The following is a 16808-nucleotide window of genomic DNA, read 5'->3' on the forward strand; positions in this document are numbered from 1 at the left end:
AGTCGCCGATGCCTCAACCGATCCGCCTCAACGACCATGACAAAGACGCGCGCTTGATCCGCAGGCGCGCGCTGGTCGGTGCGGCTGTGGTTTTTTTGCTGATCGGCCTGTTGGTTGCCCGTCTGTATTACCTGCAGGTGGTGCAGTACGAGTATCACTCGACCCTGTCGGAAAACAATCGGGTGCATGTGCAGCCGATTCCGCCGACCCGTGGGCTGATCTTCGACCGCAATGGGGTGATCATCGCCGACAATCGACCCAGCTTCAGCCTGACCCTGAGCCGCGAGCGGGCGGGTGATTGGCAGCAGGTGCTGGATGTCATAGTCGAGGTGCTGGAACTCAGTGAGGATGAGCGCACGCTGTTCGAGAAGCGCGTGCGCCAGGGCCGGCGGCCATTCGAGCCGGTGCCGGTGTTGTTCGAGTTGAGCGAAGAGCAGATCGCCCGTATCGCGGTCAATCAGTTCCGCTTGCCGGGGGTCGAGGTGTCCGCGCAGCTGGTCCGGCATTACCCGCAGGGCGAGCACTTCGCCCATTCGGTGGGCTATGTCGGGCGGATCAACGAGGCGGAGTTGAAAGGTCTCGATCCAGTGGCCTATAGCGGCACTCACCACATCGGTAAAACCGGGATCGAGCGCTTCTACGAGGCGGAGCTGCACGGCGAAGTGGGCTACGAAGAGGTCGAGACCAATGCCCGCGGCCGCGTGTTGCGGGTGCTCAAACGCACCGACCCGCTGCCCGGCAAGGATATCCGGCTGACCCTCGATGTGCACCTGCAAGAGGCTGCCGAGGCCGCGTTGGGCGGTCGCCGCGGTGCCATCGTGGCGATCCAGCCGGCGACCGGCGAGGTGCTGGCCATGGTCAGTCAACCGAGTTTCGACCCCAACCCCTTCGTCACCGGCATCAGTTTCAAGGCCTATGCCGAGTTGCGCGACTCGATCGATCGGCCGCTGTTCAACCGGGTATTGCGTGGGCTGTACCCGCCGGGCTCGACCATCAAACCGATGATGGCGGTGGCGGGCCTGGATGCCGGGGTGATCACCCCCTCTACGCGGGTGTTCGATCCCGGCTTCTATCAGTTGCCCAACGTGCAGCATAAGTACCGTAACTGGAACCGCAGCGGTGACGGTTGGGTGAATCTGGAAATGGCGATCATGCGCTCCAATGACACCTACTTCTATGACCTCGCGCATAAGATGGGCATCGACCGGATGCACGACTACATGACCCGTTTTGGTCTCGGTCAGCGGGTGTCCCTGGACATGTTCGAGGAGACTTCCGGCTTGATGCCTTCACGCGACTGGAAGCGTGCGCGCTATCGCCAGCCCTGGTATCCGGGGGAGACGTTGATTCTCGGCATCGGTCAGGGCTACATGCAAACCACGCCGCTGCAGTTGGCGCAGGCCGCGACGCTGATGGCCAGTCGCGGCAAGTGGATTCGTCCGCACCTGGCCAAGAGCATCGAAGGCCGGCCGCCAGTTGATTCTGAGCCGCTGCCGGACATCCAGCTGCACGATGCCAAGTACTGGGATTACGCCCGCTTCGGCATGGAACAGGTCATGCACGGTCCGCGCGGCACCGCGCGTAAGGTCGGCGACACTGCGGTGTACCGCATCGCCGGCAAGAGCGGTACGGCGCAGGTGGTGGCGATCAAGCAAGGTGAGAAATACGACCGCAGCAAGGTCCAGGAGCGCCATCGCGACCATGCCCTGTTCGTCGCCTTCGCGCCGGTGGAGAACCCGCAGATCGTTGTGGCCGTAATGGTGGAGAATGGCGAGTCGGGCTCGGGCGTGGCGGCGCCGGTGGTCAAGCAGGTGATGGACGCCTGGTTGCTGGATGACAGCGGTCAATTGAAGGCCGAGTACGCGCCACCCTTGAGCGCGGAGATTAGCCACCGATGAACAGTAACTTCGATCGCACCCTGTCCAGCGAAGACGACGTATTGCGCCGGCGCGCCAGCCTGCTGCAGCGTCTGCACATCGATGGCATCTTGTTGCTGCTGTTATTGATACTGGCGGCCGGCAGCCTGTTTATCCTCTATTCGGCCAGCGGCAAGAGCGTCGCGCTGCTGATCAAACAGGCCAGTTCATTTGGCATCGGCCTGGTGGGCATGTTCATCATCGCCCAGTTCGAACCGCGGTTCATGGCGCGCTGGGTGCCGCTGGCCTATGTGGCGGGGGTCGGCCTGCTGGTCGCGGTGGATGTCATGGGGCATAACGCCATGGGTGCCACCCGCTGGATCAACATCCCCGGGGTGATCCGTTTCCAGCCTTCCGAATTCATGAAAATCATCATGCCGGCGACCATCGCCTGGTATTTGTCGGGTCGCAGTCTGCCGCCGCGCTTGAAGCACATCTGTATCAGCCTGGCGCTGATTATCGTGCCCTTCGTGCTGATTCTGCTGCAGCCGGATCTGGGCACCTCGCTGTTGGTGATCGCTTCCGGGGCCTTCGTGTTGTTTATGGCCGGCCTGCAATGGCGCTGGATCCTCGGCGCGCTGACGGCCGTGGTGCCGCTCGCGGTGGGCATGTGGTTCTTCGTCTTGCGCGAATACCAGAAGCAGCGGGTGCTGACCTTTCTCAATCCAGAGAGCGACCCCCTGGGCAGTGGCTGGAACATCATCCAGTCGAAGGCGGCGATTGGCTCGGGCGGGGTGTTGGGCAAGGGCTGGTTACTGGGTACCCAGTCGCACCTGGATTTTTTGCCGGAAAGCCACACGGACTTTATCATTGCCGTGCTCGCCGAGGAGTTCGGCCTGGTCGGCGTGTGTCTGTTGCTGTTGATGTACGTACTGCTGATCTCTCGCGGATTGGTGATTACCGTGCAAGCGCAGACGCTGTTCGGTAAGCTCCTTGCCGGAGCCTTGACCATGACGTTCTTCGTCTATGTCTTCGTCAATATCGGCATGGTCAGTGGACTGTTGCCGGTGGTGGGCGTGCCGCTGCCGTTCATTAGTTACGGCGGAACCTCACTGATTACCCTGCTCTCGGGGTTCGGGATTTTGATGTCGATCCACACCCACCGTAAATGGATTACTCAGGTTTAATTGGGCTTATGAATTCAATGCAAATACTGCGTCGCTGGGCTACTCGGCATGCACCTTGGCTTGGCCTGGCGGGTCTGTTCGGCCTGACTCAGCAGGCTGCCGCCGCCGAGTACGAGCACTCACCGCAGGTCGCCGAGTTTGTCGCCGAGATGACCCGGGATTACGGCTTCGCCAGCGAGCAACTGCTCAGCCTGTTTGCCGAAGCCGAGCGCAAGCAGTCGATTCTGGATGCCATCTCGCGCCCGGCGGAGAAGGTCAAGCCCTGGAAAGATTACCGGCCGATCTTTATCACCGACTCGCGTATCGCCCGTGGCGTGGATTTCTGGCGCGAACACGAGCAGGTCCTGGCGCGCGCGGAGCAGGAGTACGGCGTACCGGCTCAGGTGATCGTGGCGATCATCGGCGTGGAAACCTTTTACGGTGGCAATACCGGCAACTACCGGGTGGTCGATGCGTTGTCGACCCTGGCGTTCGATTATCCGCCGCGGGCGCCGTTCTTTCGCAAGGAGCTGCGTGAGTTTCTCATGCTGGCCCGCGAGGAACAGGTCGATCCGCTCAGCCTGAAAGGTTCCTATGCCGGCGCCATGGGCCTGCCGCAGTTCATGCCGAGCAGCTTCCGCGCCTATGCGGTGGACTTCGATGGCGACGGCCATATCAACATCTGGACCAACCCGGACGATGCCATCGGCAGCGTCGCCAGCTATTTCAAACGGCACGGCTGGCAGCCGGGTGAGCCGGTGGTCAGCGCCGCCAGCATCCAGGGCGAGCAGGCCGAACAAGGCCTGACTCAGGGACTCGATCCGGTGAAGACGGTCGGCGAACTGCGCCAGCTAGGCTGGGCCAGCGCTGCTCCTCTGACCGACGAACTGCCCGTCACCGCCTTCCGTCTGGAAGGCGCCGAAGGCGACGAATACTGGTTGGGGCTGCCGAATTTCTTCGTGATTACCCGCTATAACCGTAGCGTGATGTACGCCATGGCGGTGAATCAATTGGCCGAGTTGCTGGTCGACGCGCGAGGTGCTCACTGATGGCCAGCATGCCGCTTAAGCTCGCCGCCTGTGGCGCACTCGCGCTGCTGTTGGCCAGCTGCTCCTCCAGCCGGGCGCCGCAGCCTGTTGCGCCGACACAGGCGGGCGGGGGGATTTCCGGTCCGGGCGATTACAACCGCCCGCACAAGGATGGCGCGCCCTGGTGGGATGTCGACGTCTCGCGCATTCACGATGCGGTGCCGATGCCGCACCATGGTGCTTATAAGGCCAACCCCTATACCGTGCTGGGCAAGACCTACTACCCGATCCCCGATGCGCGGCGCTATCAGGCGACCGGGCCGGCGTCCTGGTACGGTACCAAGTTCCACGGTCAGGCCACCGCCAACGGCGAAACCTATGACCTGTACGGTATGACGGCAGCGCACAAGACGCTACCGCTGCCCAGCTATGTTCGGGTGACCAACCTGGAAAACGGCAAGACGGCAATCCTGCGGGTCAACGACCGCGGGCCGTTCTATTCCGACCGGATCATCGACCTGTCCTTTGCCGCGGCGAAGAAACTCGGTTATGCCGAGAACGGCACGGCACGCGTCAAGGTCGAGGGTATCGACCCGCAGGAGTGGTGGGCTCAGCGCGGCCAGCCGGTGCCGATGGTGCTGGCTCAGCCGCAGCAGGTTGCCCAGGTGGAGACTATCGCGCAGCCGGTGGCTGCACCCCTCGAGCAGTACGCGCCGCCCCTGGAGCAGCACGCAGCCGCGATGCTGCCGGTGCAAATCGACGCAAAAAAAAACGCTTCAGTCGCAGCCTCTGGCCTGTATCTCCAAGTGGGCGCCTTCGCCAATCCGGACGCTGCCCAGCTGCTCAAGGACAAGTTGAGCGAGACGGTCGCTGCACCGGTGTTCATCAGCTCAGTGGTGCACAACCAGCAGATTCTGCACCGCGTGCGACTGGGCCCGATCAACAGTCAGGGCGAGGCTGAGCAACTGCAAGACAGTGTGCGCCTGGCCAATCTTGGTCCGTCAAGGCTGGTGAAGGCCGATTGACATGGCACTTATTGGTCGCTCGTCAGACTAAGCACCGAGCCGCGGTCGGGTCGTTTACCCTGTGCGGCGCCCCCTAATTTGCCCTCGCGGGCCTGTTTGACCCTTAGCAACTTTGAGAGACGGATGAATATCACCAGTTTTGCCCAACGCGTTTCCTTGTCCCTTCTGCTGCTCACTGCGCCGGTCACCTGGGCCGCGCAAATGGTGATTCCTGCACCGCCGCAGCTGGCAGCCAAATCCTATGTGCTGATGGATGCCGCGAGCGGCAACGTCCTGGTCGAGCACAATGCCGACGAGCGTCTACCGCCCGCCAGCCTGACCAAGTTGATGACCGCCTACCTGGCGACGCTGGACATCAACCGTGGCCAGATCAAAGAAACCGACATGGTGCGCATCAGCGAGAAGGCCTGGCGCATGGGCGGCTCGAAGATGTTCATCGAGGTGGGCAAGGAGGTCTCGGTCGATGACCTGCTGCACGGCATCATCATTCAGTCCGGCAACGACGCCAGTGTGGCGCTGGCCGAGCACATCGCCGGCAGCGAAGACGCCTTCGCCGACCTGATGAACGCCAGTGCCGAGCGCCTGGGCATGAGCAACAGCCAATTCCGCAACGCCACCGGCTGGCCGGACCCCGAGCACTACTCCTCGGCCCACGACATGGCCAAGCTGGCGCGGGCGATCATCTATGAAGACCCTGCGCATTACGCCATCTATGCGCAGAAGGAGTTCTTCTGGAACGGCATCAAACAACCGAATCGCAACCTGCTGTTGTGGCGCGATAAAACCGTCGACGGCCTGAAAACCGGGCACACCGATGAAGCCGGTTACTGCCTGGTCTCGTCTGCCGTGCGCGACGGTATGCGTCTGGTCTCGGTAGTGTTCGGCACCAACAGCGAGCAGGCTCGCGCCGCCGAGACGCAGAAACTGCTGACCTATGGTTTCCGCTTCTTCGAGACCCGTACCTTCTATCAGAAGGGCACCGAACTGGCTCAGGCGCAAGTCTGGAAAGGTAGCGCCCGTCAGCTCAAAGCCGGCTTGGCCAATGACCTGACCTTGACCCTGCCGAAGGGCCAGCTGGATAAACTGCAAGCCGGTATGACCCTCAACCCGCAGTTGATCGCGCCGATCCAGCAGGGCGATGTCATCGGTAAGGTCGAGGTGAAGCTGGCTGACGAGGTGGTGCACAGCGCCGACCTGGTTGCCTTGGATGCCGTCGAGGAGGGTGGCGTCTTCCGTCGCCTGTGGGATAGCATTCGTCTGTTCTTCTACGCTTTGTTCAACTAACTGTGTCGACCGCCGCCAGCATGCCTCAGTTGGGTGTGGCCGGCGGCCGTCTTCGCGGATCACGAGTCCGCCATCGCCATGACTGATACCGATGTTCAAGCTCCAAAAATCGAGTTTCCCTGTGAGCGCTACCCGATCAAGGTGATCGGCGAGGCCGGCGACGGTTTTGCCGATCTGGTGATCGAGGTGATCCAGCGGCATGCGCCGGATCTCGACGCCAGCACCCTGGTGCTGCGCGACAGCCGCAATGGCCGTTTCCTCTCGGTGCAGGTGCTGATCACCGCCACCGGAGTGGAGCAGTTGCAGGCCATCCACGTCGACCTGCGCGCCACCGGTCGCGTGCAAATGGTGTTGTAACGGGAGCAGACCCTAGTGGCATCCGAACTCGTCGTACGCCACCTTGGCGTCGTGGACTATCTGCCGACCCTGGAAGCGATGCGTCGGCTGACCGCCGAGCGCGACGAACTGACGCCCGACGAAATCTGGCTGCTGCAGCATCCCCGGGTGTTCACCCAGGGTCAGGCCGGCAAGCCCGAGCATCTGTTGGCGCCGGGCGACATCCCGGTAATTCAGGTGGAGCGCGGCGGGCAGGTCACCTACCACGGCCCGGGTCAGCTGGTGGCCTATCTGCTGCTGGATCTGCGCCGCCTGGATCTGGGGGTGCGCGATTTGGTGACGGCTATGGAGCAGAGCCTGGTGGATGTGCTGGCCAGCTATTGCGTGGCGGCGGCACCAAAGGCCGATGCGCCTGGCGTGTACGTCAACGGCGAGAAGATCGCCTCGTTGGGGCTGCGGGTTAGCCGGGGCTGCTCGTTCCACGGCCTGGCGCTCAATGTGGACATGGACATGTCGCCATTCTGGCGGATCAATCCCTGCGGCTATGCGGGGCTGAAAATGGTGCAGCTGAGGGATCTGCTCGACGCGCCGCCCGCGTTCGACGAGGTGGCGCAGCGCCTCGAGCAAGCGCTGCGCCAGCGGCTGGGTTATGAATCCCAGGGCGTGGTGTGACCGTCGGATTACGCTCCGCTAATCCGACCTAGGTCATCACCACAGCCGTAGTCGGGATTAGCCGAAGGCGTAATCCGGGGATCGTCAATTCAGGTTGAGTGCCGGAATGATGCTCGGGGCGATGTCCTGACCCGGTACCGAAACCGGTGCGGCCAGACCCAGATTGTTCTTCTCGAATACCTTGTCGGCCCGGTAGCTGGAGCGCACCAGCGGACCGGCAGCCACTTCCATGAAGCCCTTTTCCAGGCCTATATCGCGGAACCGATTGAACTCTTCGGGGCTGACCCAGCGCTTGACCGGCAGGTGATTGCGGGTGGGCTGCAGATACTGGCCGAGGGTGAGGATGTCCACGCCAATGGCGCGCAGGTCATCCATGGTTTCGATGACTTCTTCGTCGGTTTCACCCAGGCCCAGCATCAGGCTGGTCTTGGCCAGCACATCCGGGCGGTGGCGCTTGGCATGCGCCAGCACGTGCAAGGTCTTCTCGTAGCCGGCACGCGGGTCGCGCACCACATGGGTCAGGCGCTTGACCGTTTCGACGTTCTGCGCGAACACCTGCAGGCCGGAATCCACCACCCGTTCGATGGCCTGCAGGTCGCCGTTGAAATCGGGGGTCAGGGCTTCCACGACCACCTGTGGCGTGCGCTCCTTGATGGCGCGCACGCAGGCGGCGTAGTGGCTGGCGCCACCATCTTGCAGGTCGTCGCGATCCACCGAGGTCAGCACGATATAGCGCAGCGCCATCAGTTCGACCGACTTGGCCGTGTTCTGTGGCTCTTCCTGGTCCAGCCAACCGTTCGGGTTGCCGGTATCCACCGCGCAGAAACGGCAGGCACGGGTGCACACCGAGCCCATCAGCATGATTGTGGCGGTACCGTTGGACCAGCACTCGCCCATGTTCGGGCAGTGCGACTCCTGGCAAACGGTGCTCAGGCGGTGCTCGCTGACATTGCGCTTGACCGCTTCGAAGCGGCTGCCGCCGGGCGCTTTGACCCGCAGCCATTTGGGCTTGGGTTCATACACCTGGGGTTCGGCTGAGGTACGGCGCTTCTGGCCATCCTTGATCGCAGTGGTGCCCTGAATAGTGCGGAATTTTTCGCCGCTGGCAACGGGTTTAGTCGAGGACGTGTCTGACATCGGAAATCTGGGCTCCGTTAGAGGCTCCATTGGCGAGAGGCTTGTGGCCGCCGCGAAGTCTATCACAGAAGCTGTTCTCACAAGCTGGCGGCTGTCTGCCGTGTAGCGGTACGGTCGGCGAGTGCCAAGTGTCACCCCGAGCCGGCCTGAGGGGCAAACGGTTTCAGTGGCCGCGCAGTTGCTTCAACAGCTCCTCGCTGGGGTAGCTGCCCACCGGCCAGTATCTGCAGCCCTCGCGTAGCTACTTGCTGGTGCAGCGCTTCGTGCATCCGGACGCCTTCGCCTGGTTCGCCGAGGAAGGCAGCAAGATGGGCTTCAAGAACGTCGCTGCCGGTCCGCTGGTGCGTTCGTCCTACCACGCGGATCAGCAGGCGCACGAGGCCAAGAATCACTTAGCCGGCTGAATAAATGCTTGGCTGAATAAAAAAGACGACCCTCGGGTCTCCTTTTCATTCGTTGCGTTTCAGTAGTTACGCAGCTGTTCGAGCAGCTCGTAGCTCGGGTAGCCGTCGGCCGGTTGACCGCGCCTTTGTTGAAAGGCGCGCACCGCCTTGCGGGTGTTGGCGCCGATAATGCCGTCGGCAGGCCCTGGCTCGAGGCCGTTCTGCGCCAGCAGCGTTTGCAGTTCGATACGTTCGCTGCGGCCCAACTGGCGATCGCTGCGTGGCCAGCTGCCGTGCACGCCTGCACCGCCGCGCAGGCCGTCGGCCAGCAGGCCAATGGCCAAAGCGTAGGAGGTCGAGTTGTTGTACTTGAGGATGCTGCGGAAATTACTCAGCAGCACAAAGGCCGGGCCGCGATGGCCGGCAGGCAGCAACAGGGTCGCGGGGCTGGCGCTGGCCATGGACATCGACGTATTCACGGGCTTGACGCCAAGTCTCGTCCATTCGGCCAGGCTGCGACGGTTCTCTGGGTCGGCCAGGCTATAGTCGAAATCGCCCGGTAGGAGGACTTCGAAGCCCCAGGGCTGGCCTTGTTGCCAGCCCGAGGCTTGCAGGTAGTGAGCGGCCGAGGCCAGCGCGTCGGTCGAGGAGTTCCACAGGTCGCGACGGCCGTCGCCGTCGAAATCCACCGCATGCTGGTTGTAGGTGGTCGGCATGAACTGGGTCTGGCCCATGGCGCCCGCCCAGGAGCCGATCAGGCGTTCCGGGGTGATGTCGCCATGCTGAAGTATCTGCAGTACAGCGAGCAATTGGCTGCGCCAGAACACCTGACGGCGGCCTTGGTAGGCCAGGGTGGCGAGCGAGCGGATTACGTTGTGATTGCCGATATTGCTGCCGAAGTTGCTTTCCAGGCCCCAGATCGCCACCAGGATCTCGCCATCCACGCCATAACGCCGTTCGATGCGCGTGAGGTTGTCGCGCTGTTGGGCGAGCAGGCTGCGACCGCGTGCGATTCGGGCGGGCGATACGGCGCCGTCGAGATATTCCCAGACGGGACGGGTGAACTCCGGTTGACTGCTGTCAGCGGCCAATACCTCGGGGTTTGGGCTGACCCCGGCAAAGGCCCGGTCGAACAGTTCGGGTTCGATGCCCGCGGCGATGGCATCGCTGCGCAGCAGAGCGCGCCAATCGGCGAAGCTGAGCTGCTCGCTGGCGGCGGGGATAATTGTCGCCGGCAGGTTGGTGTGGCTTTCGCCTGGGGTGTTTGCCGCGGTTGCCAGCGATTGTGCAGGTGCTTCGCTGCAAGCGCTCAACAACAGGAAGATGCAGGCCGAGGCCGTGTGGCTCAGGCTGCGAAGAAGCAGGTTTGGCATGGTGGTCTCAGCAGGTTTTGCAGGCCGTTACCTTAGCACGAATGAGGCCCTATGCGGGTTACGGCGCGGTTTTCAGGCTGCCACAAAGCATGAAGCCTCCCAGTTTTGCTGGGAGGCTTCGCGGCGATAGCTGCCTTCGCCTTTATGCGGTTTTTCCTGGCGACAACGGAACAGTGGCTGGGCGATCAGGGACTTGGCCTTATTCGGGCCATGCTTGGTTTTCTTGGCCATGAGTTTTCTCATTTGCGCCTGCGATCTGCGGGCGAGCGCAGGATGCTCTGCAGCTGAGAAAATGTCCAGGCTATGGGTAAGCGTCGCTGGCGAGGCCCAGGCGTTGCCCGCATATGCTCAGGGCCAGCAGGCTCAAGCCACTCCAGGGGTCGCCAGGCGCTTGACCTTTGATCTGCGCGTCGATGCGTTGCGCGTCGAGCAGCAGCTGCGCCCAGCGCGCGGCCGAGTGGCGTTGCAGGGCTTTGCTGACCAGTGGTCGGCGTTTATCCCATACCGGCGGGCGTGCCGAGCTGAAGGCTTTGTCCAGCGGCATGCCTTGGCCGTATTGCTGGGCGATAGTGGCCAGCAAACGCAGCTCGCGAGCCAGCGCCCAGAGCACTACGGGGGGCTCGACGCCTTCGCCACGCAGCCCTTCGAGCATGCGCAAGGCGTGCGCGGCCTCACCGTTGAGTGCGGCATCGATCAGGCCGAAGACGTCGAAGCGCGCACTGTCGGCGACCGCTGCGTGTACGGTGCTGGCGTCGACCTGACCGTCGCTGGCGAGTAGCTTGAGTTTTTCGATTTCCTGGGCGGCGGCGAGCAGGTTGCCCTCGACCCGCACGGCAATCATCTCCATGGCTTCCTGGCTGGCGCTGAGGCCAGCCTGGGCCAGGCGTTGGCGAATCCATTGCGGTAACTGATGCGCGTCGATCGGCCAGATCTGCAGGAACTGCGTGTGCTGCCCGTCGATCAGCGCCTTGGCCCATTTGCTTTTCTGGGTGCTGCCATCGAGCTTGGGCAGGCTGATCAGCAAGACCGTGTCTTCCGGTGGTCGGGCCAGGTATTCGAGCAATGCCGCACTGCCTTTATCGCCGGGCTTGCCGGAGGGTAGGCGCAGTTCCAGCAGGCGTTTATCGGCGAACAGGGAAAGACTGGCGCCGGCTTGCAGCAAGTTGCCCCAGTCGAAATTGGCTTCGGCGTTGAACACCTGGCGCTCGCTGAAACCCAGTTGGCGGGTGGCCGCACGAATGGTGTCGCAGGCTTCCTGGCACAGCAGCGGTTCGTCGCCACTGACCGCATACACCGAAGCCAGGTTGCCCTGGAGGTGTTTGCTGAGTTGTGCGGGGTTGAGTTTCATCGGCTGATCGGGCGTCGGACCGCCTAGGCGGCCCGCGCGGGCTTACTGCAGTTGCGTCGGCAGTTGCAGCGGGGATTGCTGCGGCTGCGAGGCCTCGAACCGGCGAGCGGCCTCCAGTGCCTCGGCTTCGGCTTTGGCCTTGGCTTCGGCGGTCTGTTGCAGCTGGTCGAGCTGCGCAGGGGTCACCTGGCGCAGGCGTTGTACCAGCTGTTGTACCAGATCGCGGCGCATTTCCTGGCGCAGCTGCGCGCCTTCCTGGCCCGAGCCAATCAGGTTGTTGCTGTCCTGCACGTAGAAGTTCTGCACTTCCAGTTGGTTGCGCATCAACAGCAGATTTTTCGCGCCACGAATCTCGTAGTCGAGGGTCATGGTCAGTTCGTATTCGGCAGTACGCGCCGAGCTGGTGTAGCTGGCGGCGCGCTGGTCTTCCTGCTCGTTGCTCAGGATCAGGCTGTAGGGCGCGCCGGGGTACACGCGTACATCGTTGTTCTGCAGCACCTCGCGGACTTGCTTGAGCGTCTCGCCGTAAGCATTGCGGGCGCTGACGTCGAGCTCCTTGAGGGCAAACTGCACATCACCGGTACCGCGTAGCTGGAAGCCACAGGCACTAAGCAGTACAGCCAGACCGATTACCAACAGATTCCGTTTCATCATCTTTGTTTTCCCCTAAGTCGAGCATCCCGGCGCACCGCTGTCTGGGCGCGCCGAGTGTAATCAGTTGGCGACGATATTGACCAGTTTGCCCGGCACCACAATCACCTTGCGAATGGCCAAGCCTTCGGTAAAACGCAGTACGTTCTCGTTGCCCCGCGCTGCCGCCTCGACCTCCTCGCGGCTGGCGCTGGCCGGCATTTCGAGCTGTCCGCGCAGTTTGCCGTTGACCTGAATCACCAGGGTCAGGCTGTCTTGCACCAGGGCCGACTCGTCCAGCGGTGGCCAGCGGGCATCGATTATCGCGCCTTGATGGCCCAGCTCCGACCACAGTTGATGGCTGATGTGCGGGGTAATCGGCGCGAGCAGCAGGGCCACGCTTTCCAGGCCCTCATGCAGCAGGGCACGGTCTTGCTCGGTCCCTTGTGCGGCCTTTTCCAACACGTTCATCAGGGTCATCACGGCGGCGATGGCGGTGTTGAATTTGTGATGCTGGCCAATGTCCTGGGTGGCTTGCTTGATGGCCTGGTGGATGGCGCGACGTACCTCTTTCTGCGCGTCGTTGAGTGTGCTCTTGTCCAGTGCGGATGGCAGGCCGGCGTTGACGTGGGCCTGGGCCAGGCGCCAGACGCGACGCAGGAAGCGGCTGCCGCCCTCGACGCCGGAGTCGGACCATTCCAGGCTCATGTCCGGCGGCGAGGCAAACATCATGAACAGGCGGCAGGTGTCGGCACCGTAAGCATCGATCATCGCTTGCGGGTCGACGCCGTTGTTTTTCGATTTGGACATCTTCTCGGTGCCGCCGATTTCCACCGGCTGGCCGTCGCTCTTCAGTTTGGCGGCGATGACCTTGCCCTTGGCGTCGCGTTCGTTTTCCACATCGGCCGGGTTGAACCAGTCCTTGCCACCGTTTTCCAGTACACGGAAATACGTGTCGGCGACCACCATGCCCTGGGTTAGCAGGTTCTTGAACGGCTCATTGGAGTCGAGCAGGCCTTCGTCGCGCATCAGCTTGTGGAAGAAGCGCGCGTACAGCAGGTGCAGGATGGCGTGTTCGATACCGCCGATGTATTGATCCACCGGCAGCCAGTGGTTGGCGGCGGCCGGGTCAACCATGCCACCGGTGTACTGAGGCGAGGCGTAGCGGGCGAAATACCAGGAGCTTTCCACGAAGGTGTCCATGGTGTCGGTTTCGCGCTTGGCCGGGCTGCCGCAGGTTGGGCAGCTGCAGTCATAGAACGCGGGCATCCTGGCCAGCGGTGAGCCCGCGCCGTCCGGCACTACGTCCTCAGGCAGCACTACCGGCAGCTGGTCTTCAGGCACCGGTACATCGCCGCAGCTGGCGCAGTGGATAATCGGGATTGGGCAGCCCCAATAGCGCTGGCGGCTGATGCCCCAGTCGCGCAGGCGGAACTGGGTGCGTGCCTGGCCGAGGGATTTTTTCTGCAGGGCCACTTCGATGGCGTCGAAGGCGCCTTCGAAGTCGAGGCCGTCGAACTCGCCGGAGTTGATCAGCTGGCCATGCTCGCCGTAGGCGTCCTGCCAGGGCGCCGGGGTTTCATCGCCGGCTGCAGTGCGCACGACGGCTTTGATCGGCAGTTGGTATTTGTGGGCGAACTCGAAGTCGCGCTCGTCGTGGGCCGGTACGGCCATTACCGCGCCGTCGCCATAATGGATCAGCACGTAGTTGGCGACCCACACCGGCAGTTTCTCGCCGGTCAGCGGGTGCTCGACGAACAGCCCGGTGGGCAGGCCTTTCTTCTCCTGGGTGGCGATGTCCGCTTCGGCCACGCCGCCGCGTTTGCATTCGTCGATGAAGGCCTGCAGCTCGGCCGCCTGGTCGCTTGGCAGGCGTGCGAGGGCGACGGACGCCAGGTGGTGTTCGGCCGCGACCGCCACGTAGGTGGCGCCCAGCAGGGTGTCCGGGCGGGTGGTGAAGACTTTCATGCTGCCGGCTTCGCCGACGCTGGCGACGTCGTAGGGGAAGCTCACTTCCATGCCGCGCGATTTGCCGATCCAGTTGCGCTGCATGGTCTTGACTTGTTCCGGCCAGCCATCCAGGTCGTCCAGACTGCTCAACAGTTCATCCGCATAAGCGGTGATCTTGAAGTAGTACATGGGGATTTCGCGCTTTTCGATCAGTGCGCCACTGCGCCAGCCGCGGCCGTCGATGACCTGCTCGTTGGCCAGTACGGTCTGGTCCACCGGGTCCCAGTTGACGGTGCCGTTCTTGCGATAGATCACGCCCTTCTGGTACAGGCGGGTGAACAGCCATTGTTCCCAGCGGTAGTAGTCCGGCTTGCAGGTGGTGACTTCGCGCGTCCAGTCGATGGCCAGGCCCAGGCTCTTGAGCTGGGTCTTCATGTAGTCGATGTTTTCGTAGGTCCACTTGGCGGGTGCGACCTGGTTCTTCATCGCGGCGTTTTCCGCCGGCATGCCGAAGGCGTCCCAGCCCATCGGCTGCAGCACGTTCTTGCCCTGCATGCGCTGGTAGCGGGCGATCACGTCGCCGATGGTGTAGTTGCGCACGTGACCCATGTGCAACTTGCCGCTCGGGTAGGGGAACATCGACAGGCAATAGAAGGTGTCCTTGCCCGGCTGTTCATTCACTACAAAGGATTTTTGCGCGTCCCAATGGGACTGCGCGGCGGCTTCGATTTCGCGTGGCTGATACTGTTCGTACATGGCTACTGGCGCTGGGGAATGGAGGCTTATACAGGTGGGGTGAAAGCAGTTGCGCTCGGCTATACGGCGTTGGGAGCAGGCTCGAATGCTCATCTACCTAAGTGTAAATGGCGTTTTTGCCTGCTGTACTCGCTACGCTCGACCTGCGGAACAGCCTTGGGCCGGTACTCCGCACGTTGCGTTTCGCCTTTGCTCGCTTCGCTTTCGTGCCGCCTGTTCGGTAAACGCCGTAGCATACATGACCCCCCTTGACTGAGGGAAACCCTGATTACAGCCGCACGTTGGCGTCTGCTCTTGGTTGCGCGCCGTTGGTCGCTACGTCCTGCCGGTTAAGGGGCTGCCGCTAAGCTGGATATAGGGGCCGCATGTTTTGAGCCCGGCGCGAGGTGGGTGGATGGGTGAATTGCGGCGAACAGAGATAGGCGGCGGTTTGTATGAACGGCTGTTGCAACGGCTCGCCTTGGCCCTGGATGAGGCAGACAGCCTGAGCCGTGTATCTGCCGACCCGCCGCGTGATCTGGAGTTGCACGGCCTGACCTCTGCCGAGCTCGAATTGATTCGCGCCTACCTGGATCGGGATCTCAACTGGCTGCGCGGCTGGCATGCCGCGGCAGAAGAGCTCGCGCAGCTGGAACGATGGCCGGCGCAGCCGCTGAAACCTTGGCGCTCGACCCAAAAGGCAACCAGTAAGGGGCATGGCAAGCTGAGGCCGCCGCTGAAGCAGCGGGTGCAGCTGTGTTGCGCCCTGTGCGGTGTCGCTGCCGATTGGCAGTCGGGTAAGGGGACCAAGGCCTGCTCTGTCTGTGGCTCACAGCTATTCCGGGCGGGTAACGCCCAGCAATAGCAGGTAATGGGCGGTGGCTATCACGCCGTTAGTGACGGCGAGAGTCTGAGGCGTCGCTGCCGATGCGCTCGGCGAGTTAGTCGTCTCCTCGGATAGTACGGCTGTCTGCGACTGTGGAGCCTCTCTCTTTGTCGTGGCAGGTGTGCGGCGATAGGCCCTTGTTCCGGGTAAGCAAGCCTAATGCGGTGCAGGGCTCTGGTAGGCTTCACGCATTCGTGGAGGCGCTTGATGCCCATTTGCTGTGCCCTCAAACAGCTGTTGTTGCCGCCAGGCCTGTTGCTGCTGTTGCTGCTCGCGGCCTGGTGGTTGCGTGGGCGCTTTGCGCGCCTGGCGGCTGCCTGCTTCGCTGTGGCAGTGGGTGGGCTGTGGCTGATGAGTCTGCCGATTACCGTGGAGTGGTCCGCGCGACTGCTGGAGTCCGACTCGGCGCTGCAGCAGGCGCAGTGGGGCGATCTGGCGCAGGAGGTCGATGCGATCGTCGTGCTGGGCGGCGGGCGTGAGCAGAACGACCCTGCCTGGGGCGCTGATCAGCCGAGTCCTTTTGCCCTGGAGCGGCTGCGCTATGCGGCGCGTCTGGCCAAGGCTTCGGGGGTGCCGCTGTTGGTCAGTGGCGGCCTGCACTACGGCGAGCCACCCAGCGAGGCGGCCTTGATGGCTCAGGTGCTGGCCCGCGATTATGGCGTGGTTGTGCGTTGGCAGGAGGAGGCGAGTCGGACGACCTGGGAAAACGCGGCCTACAGCGCCGAGTTGCTGCGCCAAGAGGGCGTCAAGCGTGTGCTGTTGGTGACTCAGGCGTGGCACATGCCCAGGGCACGCTGGTGCTTCGAGCAAGTCGGCTTTCAGGTGCTAGCCGCCCCGGTAGGCTTTCTCGGTGTGTCGAACGGTCGCCCTGCTGGCGGCTGGCTGCCGGAAAGCAAGGCGCTGTGGCAGAGCGGCTTGTTGCTCAATGAGGCCATTGGATTGTTGACCTATCCGCTGGCCTATCCCTAGGGTCTGTTGCCGTTTCATTGCGAGCCGCGT

General features: G+C 62.8%; 15 protein-coding genes and 1 pseudogene. 10 read left to right on the plus strand and 6 right to left on the minus strand.

The annotated features are described in order from the left end of the window. The first annotated feature begins 8 nt into the window (after window positions 1–8). From mrdA to lipB, 7 genes are all read left to right on the plus strand, one after another. Window positions 9–1898 carry a penicillin-binding protein 2 gene (gene mrdA, locus FBY03_RS10830; protein ID WP_147172285.1) on the plus strand — a complete coding sequence of 630 codons (1890 nt, stop codon included), beginning with the start codon at window positions 9–11 and terminating at the stop codon, window positions 1896–1898. Between the two features lie 41 nt (window positions 1899–1939). Beyond that, the gene (gene rodA / locus FBY03_RS10835; protein ID WP_178090630.1) at window positions 1940–3043 is read left to right on the plus strand and encodes a rod shape-determining protein RodA; all 1104 of its coding nucleotides are present in this window, start codon (window positions 1940–1942) and stop codon (window positions 3041–3043) included. A gap of 17 nt (window positions 3044–3060) precedes the next feature. Further along, a complete protein-coding gene (gene mltB, locus FBY03_RS10840) occupies window positions 3061–4071 on the plus strand; it encodes a lytic murein transglycosylase B (protein ID WP_147172289.1) in 1011 nt (336 codons plus the stop codon). Beyond that, window positions 4071–5075, plus strand: coding sequence for a septal ring lytic transglycosylase RlpA family protein (locus FBY03_RS10845; protein ID WP_147172291.1), 1005 nt, complete (start codon window positions 4071–4073; stop codon window positions 5073–5075). The genes mltB and FBY03_RS10845 overlap by 1 nt, the downstream gene beginning before the upstream one ends. Before the next feature lie 123 nt (window positions 5076–5198). Beyond that, complete coding sequence (locus FBY03_RS10850; RefSeq protein WP_147172293.1) at window positions 5199–6359, plus strand: D-alanyl-D-alanine carboxypeptidase family protein; 1161 nt, start codon at window positions 5199–5201, stop codon at window positions 6357–6359. A 78-nt stretch (window positions 6360–6437) separates the two neighbouring features. Next, on the plus strand, window positions 6438–6716 hold the full coding sequence (locus tag FBY03_RS10855) for a DUF493 domain-containing protein (protein WP_147172295.1): 279 nt from the start codon (window positions 6438–6440) through the stop codon (window positions 6714–6716). A 15-nt stretch (window positions 6717–6731) separates the two neighbouring features. Further along, window positions 6732–7367, plus strand: coding sequence for a lipoyl(octanoyl) transferase LipB (gene lipB, locus FBY03_RS10860; protein WP_147172297.1), 636 nt, complete (start codon window positions 6732–6734; stop codon window positions 7365–7367). Window positions 7368–7451: 84 nt separating this feature from the next. Here the strand turns inward: lipB and lipA are convergent, their stop codons facing one another. Beyond that, window positions 7452–8504, minus strand: coding sequence for a lipoyl synthase (lipA, locus tag FBY03_RS10865; protein ID WP_147172299.1), 1053 nt, complete (start codon window positions 8502–8504; stop codon window positions 7452–7454). A 206-nt stretch (window positions 8505–8710) separates the two neighbouring features. Here lipA and FBY03_RS10870 point away from each other — a divergent pair. Then, window positions 8711–8908: pseudogene (locus FBY03_RS10870) on the plus strand (lipoyl synthase); the annotation flags it as partial. Between the two features lie 59 nt (window positions 8909–8967). Here the strand turns inward: FBY03_RS10870 and FBY03_RS10875 are convergent. From FBY03_RS10875 to leuS, 5 genes are all read right to left on the minus strand, one after another. After that, window positions 8968–10260: a lytic murein transglycosylase gene (locus FBY03_RS10875; RefSeq protein WP_147172301.1), complete on the minus strand. Its 1293-nt coding sequence runs from the start codon at window positions 10258–10260 to the stop codon at window positions 8968–8970. 72 nt (window positions 10261–10332) lie between these two features. After that, window positions 10333–10491, minus strand: a complete 159-nt coding sequence (gene arfA / locus FBY03_RS10880; RefSeq protein WP_147172303.1) for an alternative ribosome rescue factor ArfA — start codon at window positions 10489–10491, stop codon at window positions 10333–10335. 70 nt (window positions 10492–10561) lie between these two features. Continuing rightward, on the minus strand, window positions 10562–11608 hold the full coding sequence (holA, locus tag FBY03_RS10885) for a DNA polymerase III subunit delta (RefSeq protein WP_147172305.1): 1047 nt from the start codon (window positions 11606–11608) through the stop codon (window positions 10562–10564). 42 nt (window positions 11609–11650) lie between these two features. Then, entirely contained in the window at window positions 11651–12262 is a 612-nt protein-coding gene (lptE, locus tag FBY03_RS10890; protein ID WP_147172307.1) for an LPS assembly lipoprotein LptE, read from the minus strand. Between the two features lie 60 nt (window positions 12263–12322). Then, complete coding sequence (gene leuS, locus FBY03_RS10895) at window positions 12323–14944, minus strand: leucine--tRNA ligase (protein WP_147172309.1); 2622 nt, start codon at window positions 14942–14944, stop codon at window positions 12323–12325. A gap of 394 nt (window positions 14945–15338) precedes the next feature. Here leuS and FBY03_RS10900 point away from each other — a divergent pair, with 394 nt between their 5' ends. Together FBY03_RS10900 and FBY03_RS10905 are read left to right on the plus strand one after the other, a co-directional pair. Then, complete coding sequence (locus FBY03_RS10900; RefSeq protein WP_147172311.1) at window positions 15339–15788, plus strand: hypothetical protein; 450 nt, start codon at window positions 15339–15341, stop codon at window positions 15786–15788. Window positions 15789–16016: 228 nt separating this feature from the next. Further along, window positions 16017–16778 (plus strand): YdcF family protein, encoded by a 762-nt coding sequence (locus tag FBY03_RS10905; RefSeq protein WP_147172313.1) that lies wholly within the window; start codon window positions 16017–16019, stop codon window positions 16776–16778. The last annotated feature ends 30 nt before the right edge of the window (window positions 16779–16808 follow it).

This window comes from Pseudomonas sp. SJZ079 (genome assembly GCF_007993865.1).
GTDB lineage: Bacteria > Pseudomonadota > Gammaproteobacteria > Pseudomonadales > Pseudomonadaceae > Aquipseudomonas.

Bases quoted from the DNA above. Each gene is read 5' to 3' on its own strand.
- mrdA (WP_147172285.1), top strand. From the start codon at position 9: ATGCCTCAACCGATCCGCCTCAACGACCATGACAAAGACGCGCGCTTG.
- arfA (WP_147172303.1), bottom strand. From the start codon at position 10,491: ATGGCCAAGAAAACCAAGCATGGCCCGAATAAGGCCAAGTCCCTGATC.
- FBY03_RS10900 (WP_147172311.1), top strand. From the start codon at position 15,339: ATGGGTGAATTGCGGCGAACAGAGATAGGCGGCGGTTTGTATGAACGG.
- leuS (WP_147172309.1), bottom strand. From the start codon at position 14,944: ATGTACGAACAGTATCAGCCACGCGAAATCGAAGCCGCCGCGCAGTCC.
- FBY03_RS10845 (WP_147172291.1), top strand. From the start codon at position 4,071: ATGGCCAGCATGCCGCTTAAGCTCGCCGCCTGTGGCGCACTCGCGCTG.
- holA (WP_147172305.1), bottom strand. From the start codon at position 11,608: ATGAAACTCAACCCCGCACAACTCAGCAAACACCTCCAGGGCAACCTG.
- mltB (WP_147172289.1), top strand. From the start codon at position 3,061: ATGCAAATACTGCGTCGCTGGGCTACTCGGCATGCACCTTGGCTTGGC.
- lipA (WP_147172299.1), bottom strand. From the start codon at position 8,504: ATGTCAGACACGTCCTCGACTAAACCCGTTGCCAGCGGCGAAAAATTC.
- FBY03_RS10875 (WP_147172301.1), bottom strand. From the start codon at position 10,260: ATGCCAAACCTGCTTCTTCGCAGCCTGAGCCACACGGCCTCGGCCTGC.
- lptE (WP_147172307.1), bottom strand. From the start codon at position 12,262: ATGATGAAACGGAATCTGTTGGTAATCGGTCTGGCTGTACTGCTTAGT.
- FBY03_RS10855 (WP_147172295.1), top strand. From the start codon at position 6,438: ATGACTGATACCGATGTTCAAGCTCCAAAAATCGAGTTTCCCTGTGAG.
- FBY03_RS10850 (WP_147172293.1), top strand. From the start codon at position 5,199: ATGAATATCACCAGTTTTGCCCAACGCGTTTCCTTGTCCCTTCTGCTG.
- FBY03_RS10905 (WP_147172313.1), top strand. From the start codon at position 16,017: ATGCCCATTTGCTGTGCCCTCAAACAGCTGTTGTTGCCGCCAGGCCTG.